The sequence below is a fragment of the Nonlabens ponticola genome (assembly GCF_003966335.1).
Taxonomy (GTDB): Bacteria; Bacteroidota; Bacteroidia; order Flavobacteriales; family Flavobacteriaceae; genus Nonlabens; species Nonlabens ponticola.
This window is the reverse complement of the sequence record NZ_CP034549.1, coordinates 1,745,001-1,767,552: the sequence shown is the minus strand read 5'-3', so window position 1 is coordinate 1,767,552 and position 22,552 is coordinate 1,745,001. Positions and strand designations below refer to the sequence as shown.

General features: G+C 40.1%; 23 protein-coding genes. 10 read left to right on the top strand and 13 right to left on the bottom strand.

The genetic code is table 11. The features are described 5' to 3' along the window. The first annotated feature begins 18 nt into the window (after positions 1-18). The gene (locus tag EJ995_RS08030; RefSeq protein WP_126447367.1) at positions 19-645 is read left to right on the top strand and encodes a hypothetical protein; all 627 of its coding nucleotides are present in this window, start codon (positions 19-21) and stop codon (positions 643-645) included. Positions 646-758: 113 nt separating this feature from the next. Here EJ995_RS08030 and EJ995_RS08025 read toward each other — a convergent pair whose 3' ends face one another. Both EJ995_RS08025 and EJ995_RS08020 read right to left on the bottom strand, forming a co-directional pair. Next, entirely contained in the window at positions 759-2,189 is a 1,431-nt protein-coding gene (locus EJ995_RS08025) for a hypothetical protein (RefSeq protein ID WP_126447365.1), read from the bottom strand. 130 nt (positions 2,190-2,319) lie between these two features. Continuing rightward, entirely contained in the window at positions 2,320-4,767 is a 2,448-nt protein-coding gene (locus EJ995_RS08020; RefSeq protein WP_126447363.1) for a zinc-dependent metalloprotease, read from the bottom strand. 93 nt (positions 4,768-4,860) lie between these two features. Between EJ995_RS08020 and EJ995_RS08015 the strand changes: the two genes are divergently transcribed. Beyond that, positions 4,861-5,442 carry an NUDIX domain-containing protein gene (locus tag EJ995_RS08015; RefSeq protein ID WP_126447361.1) on the top strand — a complete coding sequence of 194 codons (582 nt, stop codon included), beginning with the start codon at positions 4,861-4,863 and terminating at the stop codon, positions 5,440-5,442. A 35-nt stretch (positions 5,443-5,477) separates the two neighbouring features. On the opposite strand, the gene EJ995_RS08010 is transcribed toward EJ995_RS08015, so the two are convergent. Further along, positions 5,478-6,842 carry an NAD-dependent succinate-semialdehyde dehydrogenase gene (locus EJ995_RS08010; protein WP_126447359.1) on the bottom strand — a complete coding sequence of 455 codons (1,365 nt, stop codon included), beginning with the start codon at positions 6,840-6,842 and terminating at the stop codon, positions 5,478-5,480. Between the two features lie 153 nt (positions 6,843-6,995). On the opposite strand from EJ995_RS08010, the gene EJ995_RS08005 reads away from it, so the two are divergent. Both EJ995_RS08005 and EJ995_RS08000 read left to right on the top strand, forming a co-directional pair. Beyond that, positions 6,996-7,409: a glyoxalase gene (locus tag EJ995_RS08005; RefSeq protein ID WP_126447357.1), complete on the top strand. Its 414-nt coding sequence runs from the start codon at positions 6,996-6,998 to the stop codon at positions 7,407-7,409. A 69-nt stretch (positions 7,410-7,478) separates the two neighbouring features. Then, entirely contained in the window at positions 7,479-7,934 is a 456-nt protein-coding gene (locus EJ995_RS08000; protein ID WP_126447355.1) for a transcription elongation factor, read from the top strand. Positions 7,935-8,009: 75 nt separating this feature from the next. Here the strand turns inward: EJ995_RS08000 and EJ995_RS07995 are convergent, their stop codons facing one another. Continuing rightward, on the bottom strand, positions 8,010-9,905 hold the full coding sequence (locus tag EJ995_RS07995) for a S8 family serine peptidase (protein WP_126447353.1): 1,896 nt from the start codon (positions 9,903-9,905) through the stop codon (positions 8,010-8,012). Between the two features lie 164 nt (positions 9,906-10,069). Here EJ995_RS07995 and dnaN point away from each other — a divergent pair, with 164 nt between their 5' ends. Further along, positions 10,070-11,185: a DNA polymerase III subunit beta gene (gene dnaN, locus EJ995_RS07990; protein WP_126447351.1), complete on the top strand. Its 1,116-nt coding sequence runs from the start codon at positions 10,070-10,072 to the stop codon at positions 11,183-11,185. Between the two features lie 69 nt (positions 11,186-11,254). Here the strand turns inward: dnaN and EJ995_RS07985 are convergent, their stop codons facing one another. The 4 genes from EJ995_RS07985 to EJ995_RS07970 all read right to left on the bottom strand — a co-directional run bounded on the left by EJ995_RS07985 (position 11,255) and on the right by EJ995_RS07970 (position 14,076). After that, a complete protein-coding gene (locus EJ995_RS07985) occupies positions 11,255-11,800 on the bottom strand; it encodes a type 1 glutamine amidotransferase domain-containing protein (protein WP_126447349.1) in 546 nt (181 codons plus the stop codon). Between the two features lie 115 nt (positions 11,801-11,915). Next, on the bottom strand, positions 11,916-12,431 hold the full coding sequence (locus EJ995_RS07980) for a DinB family protein (RefSeq protein WP_126447347.1): 516 nt from the start codon (positions 12,429-12,431) through the stop codon (positions 11,916-11,918). Next, entirely contained in the window at positions 12,432-12,905 is a 474-nt protein-coding gene (locus EJ995_RS07975) for an Lrp/AsnC family transcriptional regulator (protein WP_394342056.1), read from the bottom strand. Between the two features lie 76 nt (positions 12,906-12,981). Continuing rightward, positions 12,982-14,076, bottom strand: coding sequence for a M14 family zinc carboxypeptidase (locus EJ995_RS07970; RefSeq protein ID WP_126447343.1), 1,095 nt, complete (start codon positions 14,074-14,076; stop codon positions 12,982-12,984). A 370-nt stretch (positions 14,077-14,446) separates the two neighbouring features. Here EJ995_RS07970 and EJ995_RS07965 point away from each other — a divergent pair, with 370 nt between their 5' ends. From EJ995_RS07965 to EJ995_RS07955, 3 genes are all read left to right on the top strand, one after another. Further along, the gene (locus EJ995_RS07965) at positions 14,447-14,905 is read left to right on the top strand and encodes a helix-turn-helix domain-containing protein (RefSeq protein WP_126447341.1); all 459 of its coding nucleotides are present in this window, start codon (positions 14,447-14,449) and stop codon (positions 14,903-14,905) included. Between the two features lie 80 nt (positions 14,906-14,985). Next, a complete protein-coding gene (locus EJ995_RS07960) occupies positions 14,986-15,594 on the top strand; it encodes a hypothetical protein (RefSeq protein ID WP_126447339.1) in 609 nt (202 codons plus the stop codon). Further along, the gene (locus EJ995_RS07955) at positions 15,560-15,937 is read left to right on the top strand and encodes a DNA topoisomerase IV (RefSeq protein ID WP_126447337.1); all 378 of its coding nucleotides are present in this window, start codon (positions 15,560-15,562) and stop codon (positions 15,935-15,937) included. Before EJ995_RS07960 ends, EJ995_RS07955 begins: the two co-directional genes overlap by 35 nt. Positions 15,938-15,940: 3 nt before the next feature. Here EJ995_RS07955 and mscL read toward each other — a convergent pair whose 3' ends face one another. The 5 genes from mscL to EJ995_RS13165 form a co-directional block, all read right to left on the bottom strand. Continuing rightward, the gene (gene mscL, locus EJ995_RS07950) at positions 15,941-16,387 is read right to left on the bottom strand and encodes a large conductance mechanosensitive channel protein MscL (protein WP_126447335.1); all 447 of its coding nucleotides are present in this window, start codon (positions 16,385-16,387) and stop codon (positions 15,941-15,943) included. 69 nt (positions 16,388-16,456) lie between these two features. Then, on the bottom strand, positions 16,457-19,150 hold the full coding sequence (locus EJ995_RS07945) for a DNA gyrase/topoisomerase IV subunit A (protein ID WP_126447333.1): 2,694 nt from the start codon (positions 19,148-19,150) through the stop codon (positions 16,457-16,459). Positions 19,151-19,185: 35 nt separating this feature from the next. Continuing rightward, positions 19,186-19,365, bottom strand: coding sequence for a hypothetical protein (locus EJ995_RS07940; protein ID WP_126447331.1), 180 nt, complete (start codon positions 19,363-19,365; stop codon positions 19,186-19,188). A gap of 141 nt (positions 19,366-19,506) precedes the next feature. After that, on the bottom strand, positions 19,507-21,366 hold the full coding sequence (locus EJ995_RS07935; RefSeq protein WP_126447329.1) for a DNA topoisomerase IV subunit B: 1,860 nt from the start codon (positions 21,364-21,366) through the stop codon (positions 19,507-19,509). Then, a complete protein-coding gene (locus tag EJ995_RS13165) occupies positions 21,350-21,493 on the bottom strand; it encodes a hypothetical protein (RefSeq protein ID WP_164549896.1) in 144 nt (47 codons plus the stop codon). The genes EJ995_RS07935 and EJ995_RS13165 overlap by 17 nt, the downstream gene beginning before the upstream one ends. 32 nt (positions 21,494-21,525) lie before the next feature. On the opposite strand from EJ995_RS13165, the gene EJ995_RS07930 reads away from it, so the two are divergent. Continuing rightward, the gene (locus tag EJ995_RS07930) at positions 21,526-22,047 is read left to right on the top strand and encodes a SixA phosphatase family protein (RefSeq protein ID WP_126447327.1); all 522 of its coding nucleotides are present in this window, start codon (positions 21,526-21,528) and stop codon (positions 22,045-22,047) included. Continuing rightward, on the top strand, positions 22,047-22,268 hold the full coding sequence (locus tag EJ995_RS07925) for a VF530 family protein (protein ID WP_126447325.1): 222 nt from the start codon (positions 22,047-22,049) through the stop codon (positions 22,266-22,268). The genes EJ995_RS07930 and EJ995_RS07925 overlap by 1 nt, the downstream gene beginning before the upstream one ends. Positions 22,269-22,552 lie beyond the last annotated feature (284 nt).

Sequence of the window (22,552 nt, the reverse complement as noted above, 5' to 3'; positions counted from 1 at the left end):
CATAATGCGAAAAAACCAATGAGAATAATAATATTATTAGTTTTAAATTTAGTATCATTAACTTCTCTTTCCCAAAGTGAGTTAGGAATCGGAATTGTCTCAATAAATTTCAACAACAACAACAACACGTTAATAGACTTTTACGAGGGTTCAGATTTAAATAAAAAAGTGAAAACTATTGAGTTCTTCAAAGACGAGTCTATCAATAGTTGGAATATTAAAGACTTGGAGAATCAACAACAATGGCTGCAGCCAGAATCGTTATGGTTAGATTATCACCAATTCTCGTTCAGGACTAAAACGAATGAAACTGACTGTTTTGAAATTTATGTTTCAGACACTAAAACCATGTGGATAAAGAATACAGATTACATTGAATTTCACACGTGGGAAGAATATCTTCAAAATATGTTTAGCATTGAAAGAGTTGATAAAAACACACAGAATATTTATTCAAAACCATTTACGAATTCAGAAATAGTAAAATTGGGTTCTAAAGAGGACTGTTTCACCGTAATACGAATGCAGAATGATTGGATTGAAGTTGAGACAGGCGAACATTGTGAAAATGGACGGAAAATAAAAGGTTGGCTAGAATGGCGGAATGATGACAAGTTATTAATAAACTATTATACAACAAGTTAACGTGTAAGTACTATAAACAACATTGTATATGAGAAAATAATATTTAAAAATCGGGCTTTTGCTTGGCAACAGTCGTTACAGCATTTTAATTTCATTCCTAACCACTCAAAACCTTACTTCTTTACAACTCGCCCTTGCCAATTATTGAAACCTGCTTTCAACAAAATACTGTTGTAAGAATGAAGTCCAGAAGCATCGTACTCATAGCCTATGGAGAAACGTTTGGTTCGTTGGCGATTATTGTCTCTACCTAGATTGAATGCCACATCAAAGCCCGTAAGTAAGCCAAGGTTGTTGTCATTAGAATTGAGAGGCGTCATTCCCAATCCTAATCTGGGTTCCAGTACCAAATTGCGCAGCGGTAGATAAAACATCACCTTGGCAGCGGCTTTGAATTGTAAGGATTCTACTAGCGATGCATCTGGTAAAATATCAGTATTCTCATTGATTCCTATCACAATGCCGTAAGGCAGTCTCTGGAAAAAGGATGTTGAGGAAAATGCAGCTCTGGGCGATATGTGAATACCTAACTCATACCCAAAAGATGGTCTTTCAATTTGGGATAATCCATTTTGAAAAGTAAGCATATGTGAGTAATGTGGATAGCGGTCTAACTCTAGAACATTTGAATTATCAAAATATCCATCTTCATAACTCAAATCCATAGTCGTATTCTCAGTCTCAAAGACAAATTGTTGGTCATTCACCACCGCACCAACTGGCTGAAAATGTTTGCCTATGTAAGAAGTGATCAATGAATCTACCTCAGCTTTATTTTGTGTTGCTTGGTAAATGATAATTAGCAGCTCTTTTATAGCATTTACCGCTGCTTTTGCTTCTTCATTTAAATTTCCTTCTTCGTCGACCCATTCTGCATCTGCCTTGCCCTCAATAGAGTGAAGAAACACCAAGGTCTCAACTTCATCATTTGAGTTATCAGCCTTCAACTTGGCTACTTCTGGCCAAAATAGACGTGACAGTTTCCAACTTTTAATATTTTGAATGTTGTGAGTAATAGGTTGCCTTATCGTATGCTCCCTAGAATAGGAATCAGTGATGGCGTGCATCAACACGTATATGCCGCGACCTGCTTGATTGGCTCCAGTTGGATTATCAATCGTCTCACGAGTCAAGGTGTATAGCAGATTGATGCATTCTGGCAATGCTTTACTGATAATATAATGTTGCTGCTCATCTATGTTATCATAACGACGTAGCGCTTGCATTACATAGCGACTACTTGCCATAAAATGATAAATCTGTCTATCAGAAAGAAATTGACGACTCAAGTCTAGATCTGGGTAGGCACTACTCGCCTCATCAGATTCTTTAATATAATTTTGAGCTACCAAATAGTTGAACATGCTAAGACCATCTGGATGATTTTCAGTAGCTTCTTGCTCTATCAATAGTTTATATGCCTCCTTTTCTATGCGTTCATGCGCTTCAGAGATATGTGCTAGTGCATTAGTGGACATGAGAAAAAATGCAATCAGCGTGTACTCCTTTGACTTAATAAGAATATGTTTAACTACTCTGAGCATTTATGTAGGTGAAGGTTTAATGATACATTACGCTAAGCTACCATTTTGAGATAAATGGTAATGCAAGAAACAAAAAACAAAGCATAAAAAAAGCAGGCCATACTGCCTGCTTTTCTGTTTTATTAAAATACTATTTCTCTGGATTGAGAATATTATCTACTCTCGCCAAAAGGTCATCATAATGATATCTTGTTACCGTATCACGCGTACCTCTTGCTTTGCTAGCCAGTGTGCGCTTTAATCTATTGAGTTCACCACGAGTAATGGCTCTTACATCGCTTTGATTGACATCGTAATAATAACCGCTACGACCACGTTGCATCTCGCCAGTCATTAAATAATCCAATCTATCAATATAAGCGCGTTGTAAATTACGTTGATAAACATCCAGCCTGCCTGACTGCTGGAACATACCTTGAGAAACATCGCTCAGTAAATCATTAGCACTGTAGTATTCATCGCTCACAGTCTCTGCATTAATCAATCTACCCATACGGTCCAAGCTCAACAAATTATTAAGCTGTCGTACCTGAATCGATCTCATACGCTCTGCATAGCCAGAGTAATCGATGTTTTGTAGAATGTCTTTATCAAGCAACCATTGAGGTGTTTCAAACACATTATCAAACAACCATTGCACAGATTTCTCTTGTGTTTCTTTGTCAACATTAGAGTAAACCGTGCCGTTTTGTTCTGGCTTCTTCAAATCCTCATTCACGCCACCTACATTGGTCACAACATGACCAGTATATCTAGACCAAACGCCTAATAATTCACCGTACAATTCTTCTAAATCGTCGTAATCATTTGTGGTGTCAGACGTCCATTTAGGCAAATTTTGAACAACGTATTTTAGGTTTTTGATTCCGTAGCTACTGGCTCTCAACGGGTCATTTCCTATGGCTTCTGTCTGCGATTGTGGATCAAAACGGCTGCTCTGGCGGCCAAATTTATATCGTGGATCATCTGCCTTTTCCAGAATCCACTTGTTAAGTGTTGCTACTTCATCTTCTGGACTTTCGGCATCTGGTAGTACACGATAACCCCAATTAACCGCATAGTGATCATAAGGTCCCATTTGACGAACAAATCTCACACCTTCATCACCAGGCTGTGCGATGTAGTTGTAACGAGCATAATCCATCAAACTGGCAGCAATACCATTTGCTTGTGTAAATGCGGCATCGCGATAATCTTCTACCTCATAAGCATAACTTGCGGCCATATTATGTGGAAAACCTAGCGCGTGGCCTACTTCATGGGCGATAACCTGACGCATCATCTCTCCTATTTCTTCGGTTGGAGTATCCAGCGTGCGCGCTGAAGGATTCGCAGCACCTGTTTCCAATAAATATCTATTTCTATAAGATCTCAGGTGATTGTGATACCAAATGATGTCACTCTCAATAATCTCACCAGATCTTGGGTCACTTACACTTGGGCCAACTGCATTACGCGTTGTACTCGCCACATAACGAACAACAGAATACCTGATGTCTTCTGGGCTAAATTCTGGATCTTCTTCTGCCGTTGGAGCATCCTTGGCGATGATGGCATTTTTGAAACCTGCTGTTTCAAACGGCCCTTGCCAATCCTCTATTCCTTGTTTGATGTATTTTTTGAGACTTTCTGGTGTTCCTGGGTCTAGGTAATACACGATAGGCTTTATCGGTTCTACCAACTCACCGCGAGCATAAGCTTCAGGATCTTTAGGCTCTAGCTTCCATCTTCTTATGTAAGTTTTCTCATCTGCTTTTAAGGCAGTGCTGGAATAATCTATTTGATCTACAGTAAAGAATCCTACACGAGGATCAAATAATCGAGGTTGCATAGGCTCTTCTGGCAGCAAGATCATTGATTGATTCATTTGCAGACTTATAGAACCTACTGAGGAATTAGAAGGTGGATTTGATGCATTATAGGTAAAGTCTTGTTTTACCTCAACATTCATTGGGAAACTCTTCATAGAGTTTATAAAACTGCGATCCTTATCTAGATTCCTCACTTTATAACTGGTACGCAATCTTGAATTCAATCCGCTCAATGCAGGTATATCGTCCTTGAAGAAACCTGTCACATCAATCACAGTTGCGGTAGAGTCGTTATTGATGGTTTTTATTTCAAACGCTTGCAGCGTCGGTTCATAATTATTGACGCGTACACTATTTCCTATGGCAGCGTTGGGATCAGACGATATCTCTGCGAAAGATTTAACCTTCAATAAAATATTATCCTGAAATCGCTCCCATGAAACCACTTGCTCATTAGTCTTGCTTCCTGCATTAAGGTAGCCACCACCTAGATTAGCTGGTATTTGAGCAATACGGCTTACTAACAGCATATCACGGCCTAGTAAACTGTCTGGTATCTCATAATAATACTTATCTCCTACTTTATGTACTGCAAACAATCCTTCATCAGTCACAGCCTTGCTGGTTATGACTTTTGAGTAAGATTCCATTTTATCGTCCTTTGACGATTGTGATTTTTTTGCAGCGACTGCTGGTTTACTGGATTTACATCCTGAAAAACCTAGGGTTCCTGCTAGCAGGATGGATAGCAATAATTTCTTGTTCATGAAAAAAATGATTAGACCATAAAGTTAAGAATTTGAAAGCGAAGCGCCAGTTGAGCAGCTACATTCTTAACTTGACACACAAGCCAAACTTTAATGAACTACACAATCGAGAATGAGAAAGCTGTATACGACGGATTTCTTAGGGTGATAAAAGCACAAGTTATTCATGATCGTTTTCATGATAATCAAAAGATCAATGCAACGAGAGAATGTCTAGAACGAGGTGACAGCGCCGCAGTGCTGATTTATGAAAAAGATACTGATCAATTCATTTTTACCAGACAATTCAGGTATCCTAGTGCACGACGTGAACATCCATGGATGTTGGAGTTGGTCGCTGGATCCATTGATAAAAACGAAAAACCAGAAGCTTGTGCCAAACGAGAAACCTTAGAAGAATTAGGTTACCAAATTAAAGACCTTGAAAGGATCGCTAGCTATTTTCCATCGCCAGGTGGCTGCTCAGAACAAATACAATTATTCTATGCACAAGTCCGTACTCACGATAGGACAAATGATGCATCAGGAAATCCTGCAGAAAAGGAAGATATCGAACTTGTAAAAATTTCTAGACAAGAAGCCTACCGCATGCTCATGGCTCAAGAAATTAACAACAGCATAAGTTTGATAGGATTACAATGGTTTTTTCTCAACCAAAAAACCGCTGATCGCTAGATCAACGGCTGTTCAAGACTCATGTGACCGCAATTTTATTCTTGGTATAAATTGACCACCACAGTTTTAATATTGACAAATTCTCTGATACCAAACTCGGACAGCTCACGGCCGTAACCCGAAATTCCAGTACCTCCAAAAGGTAAATTAGGATGACTCGTCACTTTTTCATTGATAAATACAGCACCATCATCAATTCGTGGACTCAGCTTCTGCATGCGCTCCAGATCTTGAGAAAAAAGGCTAGCTCCTAATCCAAAATCCGAATCATTGATCATATCGATAGCTTCATCATCTGTTGTAAAACTGGAGACGGCAATAAGTGGACCAAAGGTTTCTTCCTTAAACACAGGCATATGGCGTGTAACATGCGTCAAGATAGTAGGCTGAAAATAAGCACCATCACGTTTACCACCTAGATGAAATTGTGCTCCCATCTCAACAGACTTGTGCATTAATTCTTCCAGCTCTTCAGCGAGTTCTTCACGTGCCATCACTCCTATATACGTATCCTCGTCTAGTGGATTACCTGATTTCAGACTTTTTACCTTATCGGTAAATTTGGCGAGAAATTCATGATAGATATCCTCATGTAATAACAATCGTTTGCCAGCAATACAGCTTTGTCCCGTGTTTTGATATCTGGCGGTAACACAGGTCTCCACCGCACTATCAATATGTGCATCCTTAAAAACAACCAGCGCATTGTTACCGCCTAATTCCAAGACAGTTTTCTTGATTTGTGAGCCAGCTGTTCCAGCAACGGCACTACCTGCAGGTTTTGAACCTGTAAGCGTTACTGCCTTGATGATAGGATTTTTTATCACCTCTTCTATAGGATCGCTACTCACAGTAAGGTTGGTAAAACAACCTTCAGGAAATCCTGCATCACTGAATAATTGTTCAAGTAATAGCGCGCTACCCATCACACTACTGGCATGCTTGAGCACTCCTACATTACCGGCCATGAGTGCTGGCACGATAAAACGCATTACTTGCCAGAATGGATAGTTCCACGGCATGACTGCTAGCACGACACCTATAGGCTCATAGCTCACATAGGATTTGAAATATTCAGTGGCAAAGGATTCACTTTTTAAAAACTCTGGCGCCTTATCAGCATAATATTCACACAACCACGCACATTTCTCAAGTTCTGATCTGGATTGCGAGATAGGTTTTCCCATTTCAAGGGTCATTTGCTTTGCATACTCATCTTCATTTTTCTTAAGAAATTCGCCTACCCGACGTATCAATTGGGCACGGAACTCCATGTCAGTATCTCGCCAGTGTTTGTAGGCTTTGTCTGCTATTTTAAGTTTAGTTTCAATTTGATCTGCGCTGTCTGGCACATGCTCCTTAAGGACATTGCCGGTATATGGGTTGATGGTGGTTATCATGTTTTTATTTTAAAAATAAGTCAATGCCGCCGCCGTGCAGGATCACTTTACATGGGTTTAACTATTGCTTCCTGTTGATAAGGTTGTTTAGAAAGTTAGCTTTCGCGAAAGCTAACAAATCACCATCATCACTACATTTAAAAAACTGCCATTATGAAAAATAGAGACGAGTATCTTGTAGCCCTGAGACCTGAATTGCCGAATGCGCGTGTGGACGATACGATGAGTGCTGATGAGCAGTTTCAAAACAGAACGTTGCGACCGGTCGCAAAGCTGCAACATGACCTGCTTATACAGGTTTTTCATAACTACATCAGGAAGCATAAGAATGTGTTTTACGGTTTGACAGCAGTAAAGCGAGTGGATTACATTGAAAATGCGGTGAATAGGGATCAAAAATTCCGTAACTCGCTTAAGGGCATTATCATAGGTATGTTTACCATGCCTGAGTATGCGTCTTATATTGCCAATAGCAGCGCACTAAACAAGCGCATGATGAATATCGTGCGTGAGCGATTGATAAGCAGTATACAGATGTTTGAGCGCCCATCCATCGATCTTTCCTGAATGCTAAATTTTAATTAAGACAGCCATTAGCGCTATTGCCTGCCTATATCTTTACTTCAAAAATCAACTATGAAAGATTTGAAGAAGATTGCTGTTGCTGCTCTCAAAAAAGAGATACAGGAACGCACCGCTGTTTATAAGGAGAAGATGGAAAACATCAACGAGACACTGGAAAGTGGCGATGTGAAACATGGGTATGATAATGACGATAGTCATGGCGAACTTCTAGGCGATCTGGAACGTTATGCCCAATTGCGTGAAGAGCATGAGGATATGTTGATCAAATGGGGAAATATCGATTTTCACGGTGGTAAGCAGGACGTGCAACAAGGTGCCATTGTCAGGACAGAGAATAATGTTTTTCTAGTGAGCATCCCAATGGGTGAACTTACCATGATGGAAGGACATGATAAGGTTTATGCCATATCTACAGAGGCACCACTATACAAGGCTATGGACGGTCTTAAAGAAGGAGATGAATTTAAATTCAACGATAAGGAATACAAAATCAAAGAGATTTATTAGATTACAATTGTATCGTAATCAAAAAACCTCGACCATACGGTCGAGGTTTTTTACTTTGAGAAAAGAGTTACTGTGTTATCTTATCACCAACTTGCGAGTCGTTGATACATTGCCATCGCCTATTTGTACGACGTATAAACCGCTACTCAAACCTTGTGTATTTATACGTTGATTAAAGTTACCGTTGTTATCAAAAGTCTTTGAGATCACTTGCTGACCTAATGAATTGTAAACATTGATATCTACCTCACGTCCATCTATTCCAGAGCTAAACGTCACATTAAAGAAGTTGCTGGCAGGATTAGGATAAACACTCAATGAAGCAATGTCCTGCTGTATGTTTGATGCGGTTGATGGCGTTGCGCCGTTTACCATCATCGTATAGTCCTGCTGGAAACCATCTAATATTCCTTGATTACTTACAATTACTCTGTAGTTACCCGATGGTTTTGAGATTTTTACTACCTCGATATTATCAACATTATTGATACCGCGCTGTGCAGAAGATCTAGTGCTTGAAGGATCTAACAAATATGGGAAGAACTCGGTACCATCTTCGGCAACAACCTTAATATCAAGATTATTTACTAAAACCGGTGTACGATCATCTCGCTCCTCACTAGGAAGTTGTCCTGGTCTATCTGTCCAGCTAATGGTAAAAGTTAATTCATCATCATCACGAGTCGCAAAAGTTTGCTCTTGTGCCTGACCATTGAACAATGTTTTTTCTTCAATAAATGATGTTTCATTCAATCCTAAAATCATCTTGGCAGCTGCTTCAACATCCAGGAGACCCCAACCGTATTGATAATCTGGACCTTCATTCTTACCAGCTTCCTTTGTGGTCATTGATACTAGACCTCTTACTGTGGCAGACTTCATAAAAGTTCCTTCTTGCTCGCTATACAACTGTTGTAGCAACATCACAGCACCAGAGACCATAGGCGCTGACATACTTGTTCCTTGAAGTATAGCGCTGTCTGTAGTACTTCTACTATAAGTACTTAAAACATTAACGCCTTTTGCAACTACATCTGGCTTGATTCTACCATCGTCGCTAGGACCCCAAGAACTGAAAGTTGACATTGTTACATCATCCTCATCTACATATTCTTCAACACTAAGGATGGCACCTACCACTAGGCTGTTTTTAGAAAGAGTTCTATCTGTCAATAGATCATAACCGCTTTTTCTTGCATTGAGGCCTTTACCTCTATCATTACCAGCACTGACAACAGGTAGATAAAAAGGATTAGCATCTGTAATGATATCAAATTGTTGTGATGAGCCATCATATTTACCAAATATTGCTACATCAGTATTCTCGGTAACTCCACGTCCATATGAGTGATTAGAAACAAGCATACCGTTCTGCGCCTCTTCAAGCATTTCAAAAGCATCGTTGTCAAATCGATACGTGATTAGATTTCCATTAGGAGCTATACCTCTAAGTCTTATATCATTCTTACCTTCTGCAATCATAGTACCACCTACGTGAGTACCATGCGCGCTATCTTCTTGACCACTTTCACCTATATCCACACGCCTTCCAAACTCAGCATGATTTTGACGAGCATAACCGCCATCCCAAATTCCAGCAGTAATACCGCTACCGTCTATATTGAGCCCCAAAGAGCCTCCATCATAAAGGTGTACAGACCCAATAGTCTCACCACCTTCAAAATTTGTTGTTGTGATAATGATTGGTTGACCGTATCTATCTATTCCTGAAATCCATACTTCGTCCTCGTCGCCTTGAATGAAAGATTTAGCGATGGATGGGTTTGCAGCTAGATAAGCTTCAACTTCTGACTTATTGATCTCTTGTTGCTTAAGGAAATCTTGTTTAATAGATTCAATCTTATCGTGATCGTAGTTTGCCGTGATACGTGCACGTTGCGCTGGTGTTTGGGCAAGAGCACTGAAGCTTGTCAAGATCGTAATGGCTACTAGTAGTTTTTTGGTCATCATATTGTATAAGTATGGTCTATTTGTTAATAAGAAACTTTTTAAATGGTCAATTAAAAAATATCTTTGTCTTCAATTGCATAGTCGCAATTTAATTATATAGTTACAAAATCTATACCATATTCTTTACATTTAATTAACATGGTATTCAAATTTATTTATAGAAGATGAAGTTTATTGTTTCTAGTTCTTACTTACAAAAAAATCTACAGCTGTTAGGTGGCGTGATAAATAATAACAACACCTTACCTATCCTAGACAATTTTTTACTAGAGTTAAAAGGTAGTGAGTTAAAGGTGTCAGCATCTGACATGGAGACGACAATCACCACTAGATTAGAAGTGGAGAGCCAGGACGATGGAAACATTGCGGTTCCAGCAAAATTACTTCTAGATACACTCAAGACATTTCCAGAGCAGCCGCTTACCTTTCACAGTGAAGATAATATGATGACTGTGAGTCATGATAAAGGTAAGTCAGAGATTGCCTGTGCGCTTGCTGAGGAATTTCCTAAAACAGTAACTCTTACAGATCCTAGCAGCACTACGATTATGGGTGACACGCTAGCAACAGCGATCAATAAAACGATATTTGCTGCTGGTAATGATGACCTAAGACCAGTGATGAGCGGTGTGTTTTTTCAATTTGCGAGCGATGGATTGACCTTTGTAGCTACCGATGCACACAAGCTAGTACGCTATAGACGAGAAGACGTGAGTGCTCAAGACACGGCAGAATTTATCATGCCTAAAAAGCCATTAAACATTCTCAAGTCTATACTTCAAGGTAATGAAGCTGAAGTTCTTGTTCAATACAATGAGAGCAACGCTCAATTCACCTATGAGAATACAACGATCATCTGCCGATTGATAGATGGTAAATATCCTAATTATGAAGCTGTAATTCCTAAGGAGAACCCTAACAAACTCACGATATCACGTACACAGTTCTTAAACTCAGTACGCAGGGTTAGTATCTTCTCTAATAAAACGACACACCAGATACGCCTTAAAATGGCTGGTGCAGAATTGAACATTTCTGCAGAAGATCTAGACTACAGTAATAAGGCAGATGAGCGCCTGACCTGCGATTATCAAGGTGATGACATGCAAATAGGCTTCAATAGTAGATTCTTGATTGAGATGCTCAACAACTTGACTTGTGACGATGTCTCGCTAGAAATGTCCTTGCCTAATCGCGCAGGAATCTTGACACCGGTTGACGGACTTGAAGAAGGTGAAAACGTCACCATGCTAGTTATGCCAGTAATGCTGAATCAATAAGTGATTAGCATTTTATAGATGTAAAAAGGCTCGCAATTGCGAGCCTTTTATTTGATATCAATTCAATTTTTATGCATGTTGTTCTTCATGCTTTCCTTCCATAACTTCCTCAACCACTTTCTTGTTGAAGGCTGGTAAATCGTCTGGAGTTCTACTTGTGGTGAATCCTGAATCCACCACTACTTCTTCATCAACCCAATGTGCGCCTGCATTTTCAAGATCTTTTTTAATTGAAGGAAAAGAAGTCACCTTTCTACCTTTTAATACGTCAGCATCGATTAGGGTTTGTAAGCCATGGCATATAGCGCTCACTGGTTTTCCTTGCTTGAAAAAATCTTTGATAAAATCGATGGATTTTGCATCTTGCCTCAACTGATCGGGATTGAGCACGCCACCAGGTAGCAACAAGGCATTGTAGTCAGTAGCACTTACTTCCTCGACCTGTTTGTCAACTTTGTATGATTTAGACCAATTACCATCTTTCCATGCTTTGATCTCGCCCTTTTCTGGACTTATGATGTGTACAGCGACGCCTTTACTCTCAAGCGCTTCTTTTGGGCTGGTCAATTCTACTTCTTCAAAGCCATTTGTGGCTAGTATAGCTACCTTTTTCATGATTTTAATTTTTAGATGTTCCAAATTTCTAAAACAAAAGGACTTAGAAGGGTTAAAGGCAACGGAAGAAATACTTAGGGAATAGGTAAAATCTTCTAGCAAGTCTTAATTCGCGTTAATAACGCTCCTTCAAAATATGGAAATGGTGGTTGTAATGTCCTGCTATTATAAATGGTATAGCTCTCACTGACATTATATTGTCGCTAGCAACACCTGTTTTGAGCATCGCCATAGGGTTTGCAGTAGTAAATAAATCTAGCGTTGCAGCTCTTACCACCTTCATGGATTTTAGTAGTTCCGCTTTCGCGAAAGCATAATCGTTCAAACTGTTGGCATAAATATCCTGATCAAAACCAGGAATCATGGCTGCATCATCTCTCAAAAAAGCAAGTGCTCGATAATTGAAAATACGCTCAGTATCTATGCAATGCGAGACCAATTGTCCTATCGTCCATTTATCATCGCCGTAGCGATAATCCATAGGTTTGATGATGTCTTGAAGTATTGTGGAGCAGCTTACTAAAGACGATTCTAGAGCATCTACCATTGTTGTGTCCCCAGAAACAGTATTTATGTAAGGCTCATAATAGGCCGCATATTCTCGCGGCTGGATATCTCTTCTAAATATCATTTATAGGTCTTGAAAAACCTTGTGCAGCAATCGCTTCTTATCATTGATACTTTCCTCAAGACTTATCATAGTCTCTGTGCGGTTAACACCTTCTATATCGTCGAGGATGAAAATAATTTTCTTGGCGTGAGTAGTGTCCTTTGCTCTTATCTTACAGAAGATGTTGAATTTACCTGTCGTGATATGGGCAACTGTAACATAAGGAATCTCCTTTATGCGGCCCAATACAAATTGTGTCTGACTAGTCTTTTCTAGATAGACGCCTATGTACGCAATAAAATTATAGCCTAGTTGTTTGTAATCTACCGTTAATGAAGAACCGTGAATGATTCCTGACTCTTCCATCTTCTTCACTCGCACGTGTACCGTTCCTGCACTAATATTGAGCCGTTTGGCAATATCTGTAAATGGAGTTCTTGTATTTTCAATTAACACATCGAGTATTTGCTTATCAATGTCATCAATCTTGGCCATAGAAATATTCTTTATGATTTAATACAAAATAACTATTCACATCAACGAATACCTAATTTTATTGAAGGTTTATCACTTAATTAGTAAATATGTCGATGTCCAGCGATGTGCTACTCACTCGCATGGAATCCTCAATAACCAGATCGTCATTAAAATCTTTAAACTCGTTTAAATCAATTGATCGATGACCATATAAAATCTCTTTTGGATTGATCGCATAGACCATAGGTATGAACAAGAGCTTGTCATCAACTATTTGCTCATGATACATTACAGCAATTGTGGCAAGTCTGTCATTTTGCGGTACGTTATGTATTAGGATGTCACAGTAATTCGCCTTTATATCCGGTATTTGTTGATATTGCTGTACCACTTCATCTTCACTAATAACACTGAGATCGTCAGCGTAACGGATTGCAACTTTAATAGCATCTAACGTATAATCAGTAACGGCGTCTCTAGAATAATCGTTACCTGCATGTCCAGACTCAAACAATACCGTCGGTATTCCTAAAGATTGACAGTAATCGCCTATGCAGTTTATATTAAAGTCGTCACCATATCTCGCAATGCTTGCTGGTATCTTATTACCAACTGTACCAAGTATAGCATTTATTACCGCCATGGATTTGATTCTTGCAGGTGTGATGCTCTTTCCTTTATCTGCTGCTGGAGATAAAAATGACATTTGGGCTGGTAAGCTAGAGTTAGTTGTACCATATATGGATCGCTGACCATGTAGATTGAAAGCAACATCTGGCTCAAAAAAATCTATCGCCTCTCTTAAAATATCACTTTCAGGCTGAGTAAGATCTACAGCATCTCGATTTAAGTCTACGCCATTTGCATTGAATCGTGTCCAGGCGTCTGCACCATCTGGATTTAAAACAGGAATAATATATAATCTTACATTCTTCAATATCTCAACCAAATCTGCATCTTGAAGTAATTTGATGATCGCTCGTGTAGAGGATGATTCATTACCGTGCATTTGAGACCATGCCAAAATTTTAGTGTTTCCGTTTCCTAATTCAATACCGTAAATCGATCTATCCTGAACTGATGAACCTAGGTATGAGAACCTATAGAAATCTTGAGGCAGTTGCTCTACAACTTTCATAAAGACATTCTCAAATTGCTGGTAGGTATAATATCTAGGTAAGTTGATCATTGACAAAAAGCACAAATAATTATGAGTCGCCAAAAGTACTAATATTCGGTGGTTCGCTAGACATCTTGGCGGCGTTTACAATTGCAAACAATGCGTTTGTTACATTTGTAAACAAAGATTGATATTGATTGTGTTACATATGTGAACGTCAAGATGATCAAGTTGGTGATGATTGCTGTGAACTCTTGCTACTTTTAAAACTTGTCAAAACAATATATCATACTATTCTTTAATTCAGAATAATAGAATGTTTTATCTAAACTGATAGTTTATCTAGTTACGCTATCAATAGGCGTGAATTAACCGCAAATTGTACAATTGTAAACATAATTGAGCGTTTATGATTTTATCAATTGCTACATTTGTAGTCATGACAGATTCACAAAGATTTTCTAAGCGATTAGAGCAAATAATGGACGCTCACGACCTTAATGCGTCGAGTTTTGCGCAGCTCATAGGCGTGGGTCGCAGCTCTATCTCGCACATACTTTCAGGTCGCAACAAGCCTAGTCTAGATTTTGTGATGAGTGTAGTTGATCAGTTTGACGGCATCACTTATGACTGGTTATTGAATGGTAAAGACGACTACTCTACCATTAAAAAATCAAAAGAATCTGCAACCGTTAATTCCAAGGTAGAAGAAAAAACAGAGGCAATCAAAGTAAATGTATCTAAAGAGGAAATCAAAAAGCCGACAGATCCTACACAAAACAAAACGATCGTAACTGACAACACGCCATCATCTAATCAAATAAATAAAGGGAAAAATATATCAAAAGTGATTTTGATATATAACGACGGTACTTTTGAAGAGTTAACCTCTAAATGATGGACTAGACGGTTTTGACATTTATTATCCGTCCATATCTACATGCTTGCTTTATAAAGTATTTTTGCACAAAGTTCAAGATGCTATCACAACCCAAAACTTTTTTTCTAGAAATCCTTAAGAATTTAGGCAAACTCACCATTGCTGGTTTACTCCTAGGTTTATTGAGAGAATATCATTGGGTGCTGGCTGCGATTCTTTTTTTGCGTGTGGCACATGTTTGCTACAAGAAAGTGTTCAAGACAGGTGAGAATAATTGGATTTTATTTACTGGAATGATTTTAACAGGCATCTTTGGACTCATTGGTGAATATTGGGGCACGTCAAACGATTACTGGGAATACAATGATGTAACAGTAAGCTTGCCAGCGTGGTTACCTTTTGCATGGATGCTTGCCTTTCATTACCTATATAGATTAGAAAAAAAACTGACGCCATGTCTTAAAAATCCATCTTTCACAAATCAGGTGTTGCTCATGATCTTTTTGACTATTGTGATACCTGCGTATGGTGAGATGATCGCTATCGCCGCTGGTGTATGGCAATACTATTGGCCTTATCAGATCTTTGGCGTTCCCGTGTACGCTTTTATCGCATTGGTATTTGTACACATGTTGGTCTATGCTATCTTGTATTATCTATTCAAAAACCACAATGAAAAAGACTTTCCTTTTACTACTGCTCGTTAGTTGTATTGCCTGTAAACAATACGAGAATCAGCGAGATTGTGACGATTTCAGGACAGGTACTTTTGTGTGGGAACAAGAGTCCGGTGGCAAGCTACTCAAAACCACTTTTGTTAGAACAGAGGATATGCAAATAGAAACCTTTGAAGGTGTGACCGATACATCACGAGTGGAATGGGTCAACGAGTGCGAATGGCGTATCATACCGGTAAATCCCAAAACAAACGCAGACAGCCGCGCTTATCTCTTCAAAATATTGAACACCACAGCAAATTCTTACACATTTGAATTCACACAATCAGGTCGCGACGAGATCTATCGAGGTGAAGCCAGAAAGGTAGAATAGACGCTATTTTTGAGCCAGCAGCTTATTTTGTTCCTGCATGAGCCCTTTAAGGTCACTTAACAACTCAATATCCTTGGGTGTCACTACTTCTTTATCCTTAGTATCTTCTGCCCTATTTCTCAACTGGTTCATAAGTTTTACCACTACAAATACCGTAAATCCTATCACCAGAAAATCGATGCTCACCTCAATGAGTTCTCCATAACCTATGGCCACCTCAGCAGCCGTGGTCTCACCAGCTTCATTAATCACTGCATCTCGCAAAATCCATTTGCGCTCTGCAAAGCTTATACCATCAGTAATCAAGGTAAGTGGTGGCAGCATCACTTTTTTCACAATAGTCTGCACCACATTGTTAAACGCAGTACCTATAATGATACCTACCGCCATGTCGATCATGTTGCCCTTTACGGCAAATTCCTTGAATTCCTTAAGTAGTCCTAAAGCCATATTATTTGTTGTTATAATGGGAACTATTCCGCTTTCGCGAAAGCAAAATTACCCTAAATCTTCTCTACATTAAAACAAACTGCCTTGCTCGCCATCACCCTTAGGATCATCGTCCTTGCTTTCCTGCGGCTTATCTACTGAAATAGTATTCGCAGTGCTACTTTCAGATTGAGAAGTATCAGCAACATTAGACTCACTTTCTTCATCCTGAGGTTCGGCTTGTTCTTCTTGATCGATCTCTGGTTCAGGCTCATGTGGCAATGGATCCAGCAGGTTGATTTGCTTGATCTTGCTTTTGGTCAGCATGTTTCCTTGTGCCGTTATTCCTTTGACAGCGATAAATTCCTCTAACTCTACTTCTTCATTAGGTGGTTGCTCTTTGCCACGTGGTTTGTTGTGAATCAACTCTATGACAGGTTTATAATCTGTAGAAACCACTTCTAAGTAACTATTATCATGCTCTGTGATGAATAGTTCTTCCTTGTCTTCATTCTCGACCAAGAATCGCTTGACGTAAAATAAGTCGCGTTCACCATTAAAGTAAACCGCACTTATCGGCTTATTAGGTTGCCATTTTTCTAATACGATCATGTCTTCATCAAATCGCGCAGTAACCTCTGGAATAATAGTGCGCACCACTCCTTTTTGATTAATGATAAGTAGGCGATCTTCTCCTTTAAATTCACCCAGTAGTTCGCCACGACCATCAACGTTAAGTCTTTGTACAGTATCGTCAAACCAGATTTTACGTGGTTTGAGCGTACTCACGCCTTCTTCTTTTAGTTCAACACGTTTGATGCTGTATTTGCTTACCAGATTTCCCTTAGACGATCGACCCTTAATCAGTATATCGCTGAAATCAAGATCCCATTTCAGTTTCTTGATGCTGCCTTGTTGTCTCAAATGAATGGTCACAACTTCTGCCTCTCCATTAGGATTGGCACTAAAATAATGTACCTGTGTTCCTGGATTGCCATTACCAACACTATACTCGCGATCACGGGTCATACTGGTCACGGCAAATCGCTTGACATAACTAGGTCCTGATTTACCGTCTCTATAAATAAGATTATAGATCGTGCGCTTGTCCTTTTTCTTGAAAACAGCCACGTGCAAGATGCCTTTACCTATGAAAGTCTTGGCATCAACCTTAGTGACTATCATGGTTCCACTTTTGGTGAAAACGATAATATCATCAATATCCGAACAGTCTGCGACATATTCATCACGCTTTAGACTGGTACCTATAAAGCCTTCTTCACGATTGACGTACAGTTTTGTATTTCTAATGACCACCTTACTGGCGACTATATCTTCAAAAGCCTTGAGCTCTGTCTTGCGACCACGATCCTTGCCGTAATCAGTCTTGAGCTTTTTGAAATAGTCAATGGCAAATTCAATGAGATGCTCTAGATTTTTCTTGAGTTCTGCTATGCGATCTTCAAGTGCTTCAATCTTTTGCTGTGCCTTGTCTATATCAAATTTTGATATGCGCTTGATGCGTATTTCTGTCAATCGCACAATGTCATCAACCGTGACGGCTCTTTTTAAATGTCCAATATGTGGCTTGAGGCCTTTGTCAATCGCATTGATCACGCCATCCCAAGTTTCTTCTTCCTCGATATCGCGATAGATACGGTTCTCAATAAAAATACGTTCCAGTGAAGCAAAATGCCATTGAGACTCGACTTCATCCAGCTGGATTTGTAATTCTTGACGTAGCAATTCTACTGTGTGATCAGTGCTGCGGCGCAGCATCTCTGTAACACCTACAAAAAGTGGTTTATTATCCTCAATCACACAACCTAGTGGCGATATACTTACCTCACAATTTGTAAATGCATACAGCGCATCCATTGTTTTGTCTGGTGAGATGTTTGCTGGCAAGTGAATTTGAATTTCTACATCTGCAGCGGTGTTATCCTCGATCTTTTTGATCTTGATCTTGCCTTTATCGTTGGCTTTAAGGATAGAATCAATAAGTGATCCAGTAGTCGTGGAATACGGGATCTCAGTAATGATGATTGTATTGCGGTCTGGCGAGTGCATTTTGGCACGTACGCGCACCTTGCCGCCACGCATGCCATCATTATAATTGGAAACATCTGCCTCACCACCTGTTGGGAAATCTGGAAATAACTTAAATCGCTTGCCTTGCAGGTGCTTGATACTGGCATCGATAATCTCGTTGAAGTTATGTGGCAAGACTTTGGTACTCAAACCCACGGCAATACCTTCGGCGCCTTGAGTGAGTAGCAATGGGAATTTTACCGGTAGATTGATGGGCTCCTTGCGGCGACCGTCATAGCTGGATTGCCACTCGGTAATTTTGGCATTGAAGAGTACCTCTAGGGCAAACTTAGATAATCGTGCCTCAATATATCGCGAGGCAGCCGATGGATCACCGGTTAGTATATTACCCCAATTTCCCTGCATATCTATGAGCAAGTCTTTCTGCCCTATCTGCACCATCGCGTCGCCTATGGACGCATCACCATGCGGGTGATATTGCATGGTGTGACCTACAATATTGGCTACCTTATTATAGCGACCATCATCAAGATCTTTCATAGATTGCATGATACGGCGCTGTACTGGTTTAAAACCGTCCTCGATTGCCGGTACGGCACGCTCTAAGATTACATAACTGGCATAATCCAGAAACCATTCCTTATACATGCCGGTAACACGTGTGATGGTTTCGGTTGCCTGTTCCTCTATCGGCAAATTGTTATTTTCTTGTTCTAGGTTTTCTTTACTCATTTGTTGTCGGTTATCTGTTGCTGGTTAACAGTTAACTATTTTTCATCAATTGTTTCGCTCTTATTTGCTTTCAATAGCTTGCCCATGAAAACAATCAACGCCATCACTTTCAGCGCCAATCCAGTTGCCAAAATCACATTACCATTTATAAAAGCATTCTCGCCAAAACCCCAATGCAGGATTTTGAATAGCGCGCCTGTTACGATTAGTAGCATCGCGATTACTAAGGTTATTACAAGGATGGTTTTACTATTCACTTTATAAATTTTAATTTTTACTTAAAATCGGACTTCGAGTGCCTCAGTCCTCACATTACGACAAGCAACTGTTAACTGTCAACTGACAACTGACAGCTATCAAGCACTTTCCTCAACCACATCCAACTCCACTTTCAAATTATCGATGATAAATTCTTGACGGTCTGGTGTGTTTTTACCCATGTAAAATTTGAGTAATTCCTCGATGCTCATGTTCTCGTCTAGCATTATAGGATCCAATCTGATGTCGTCGCCTATGAAATGAACGAACTCGTCTGGACTTATCTCACCTAGACCCTTAAATCGAGTGATTTCAGGGTTTTTGCCCAGTTCTGCTAGTGCTTGAGCGCGTTCTTCTGGCGTGTAGCAATAGCGTGTTTCTTTCTTGTTACGTACTCTAAAAAGTGGTGTTTGCAAAATGTACAAATGTCCTTTCTTGATAAGCTCCGGGAAAAACTGCAGGAAGAACGTGATGAGTAGTAATCGTATGTGCATACCATCAACATCGGCATCGGTAGCGATCACGATCTTGTTGTAGCGCAGGTCTTCCATGCTATCCTCAATATTCAATGCTGCTTGCAGTAGGTTAAACTCCTCATTCTCATAGACAATCTTCTTACTCATGTTGTATGAGTTAAGCGGCTTACCACGCAGCGAAAACACTGCTTGGGTATTCACATTACGAGATTTAGTTATGGATCCACTAGCACTATCACCTTCCGTAATGAAGAGCGTGCTGTCTAGGTGCGCGTCTTTCTTATTATCAGTTAGATGAACACGGCAATCGCGCAGTTTCTTGTTGTGTAGGCTGGCTTTCTTAGCACGATCCTTGGCTAGTTTACGTATTCCTGATAATTCCTTGCGCTCACGTTCTGCCTGAATGATTTTGCGTTGCAGCGCATCGGCAGTTTCTGCATTCTTGTGCAGGTAATTATCTAGCTGAGTCTTAACAAAATCATTGATAAATGTACGTACCGTTGGTAGTTTGCCACCCATTTCGGTAGAACCTAGTTTAGTTTTGGTCTGTGATTCAAAAACCGGCTCCATCACTTTTACCGCAATCGCGCTCACAATGGACTTGCGCACATCGCTCGCGTCATAATTCTTGTTGTAAAACTCACGTATGGTTTTGACTATTGCTTCTCTAAAAGCTGCCTGATGCGTACCACCTTGGGTGGTGTTCTGACCATTGACGAAAGAGTGGTATTCCTCACTGTACTGGGTTTTACTATGTGTAAGAGCAATCTCGATGTCCTCGCCGCGTAGGTGAATGATTGGGTACAATCGGTCACTCTCATTAATCGTCTCGCCTAATAGATCCTTTAGACCATTCTCGCTGTAATATTTCTCACCATTAAAGATGATCGTCAAGCCAGGATTGAGATACACATAATATTTCAACATGCGCACCACATACTCTGGACGGTATTTGAAATTCTTGAAGATCTCGTCGTCTGGTACAAAAGTGATCTTGGTTCCTTTACGGCGGCTGGTCTCGTCAAGCATTTCTTTATCCTGCAATTCACCACGCTCAAACTCTGCACTGGCGCTCTTGCCGTCTCTGGTAGACTCAACCCTAAAGTAGTTGGACAATGCGTTCACAGCCTTGGTTCCTACTCCATTAAGACCTACTGATTTTTTAAAGGCACGACTGTCGTACTTACCACCGGTATTCATTTTGGACACTACATCAACCACCTTACCCAGCGGTATACCGCGACCGTAATCGCGCACGATCACACGCTCGCCTTGAATAGAAACCTCAATGGTTTTACCAGCGCCCATGACAAATTCATCGATAGAATTATCGATGACTTCCTTCAATAAAATATAGATACCATCATCAGCACTTGAGCCATCGCCCAGTTTACCTATGTACATTCCAGGACGCATCCTGATGTGTTCCTTCCAGTCCAGCGACCGTATATTATCCTCGGTATATTTAGTTTCTCCAGCCATTTTCTTCCTTATGTCCTAGCTTGTAATGTAACAAAGATTGTGGTGTGTTAGCTTTCGCGAAAGCAAAATTAATCAACATCATTTCACCACGATTTGTGAATAACGAGTAGGTTCCATGCTGCTGCATAATTGCCTATTTTTGAGACCAAAGAAGATCTCATGAGAATCACGTTCCTGCTTGCTATGATGATGCTTGTTTCCTGCAATGAAAAAGGAAATTCACAATCAAACGATGGTTTGACCACACTGTATTTCATGCGCCATGCAGAAAAACGAACCGATCAAGGCAGCGATCCAGAGCTTGCACCAGCTGGCCAGAAGCGTGCACAAGAATGGGTAAATTATTTCTTCTTAAAAGATGTGGATCACGTGCTGTCATCTGACTTTAAACGCACTCAGGCAACCGCTACACCGCTTGCAAAGGCGCAAAAGGTAGCTATAGAAACTTATGATGTGAGCACACTTACCGGCAAACAATTGCTAGAAGATTATCGCTGTAAAACGGTAGTGGTTTATGGTCATAGCAACACCATTAACGGTTATGTCAACGATCTACAAAACGATGAAACCTACGGCGAGCTATCAGAAGATGATTATGAAACATTCTTTAAGGTCACCATTGACAAAAACGGCAATACTGGCGTGGTCAAGGAAACTATGGTCATGAGCGAGGAAGATTGATGGAATCACAACCTAACAATCCACTACACGGCGTGAAACTGGCCGATATGGTTGAGAAACTAGTCGATCACTATGGCTGGCACGACCTAGGCGGCCACATACGCATCAATGCCTTTAATACAAATCCGACGGTGAAATCCAGCCTCAAATTTTTGCGTCGTACGCCATGGGCTCGCGAGAAGGTCGAACAATTGTACCTGGATACTTTCCATGAAGACTAGGTTTAAGGCAGTTGAATAATTTTGTCGTTTAGAGCAAATACTTTCTACTTTTTAATATTACTGGGACTCAGCTCAATTCAGTTGCTTAAATTTTATTAAAAAAAGTAGCTATTTCTAGCTATAGTCGTGATATGAGTGGCGGTCTAGTTCAAATCAAAAGATTAGCGGCGTGAAATGTCTGGTCGAGCGCCGTCGAGACCTCTTTTTCAAATCAAAAACTTTCTCGGAACGAGGTAGCTCTCGACTGCGCTCGAGCAGACATCCTAACTACGCGCCTTCCTATA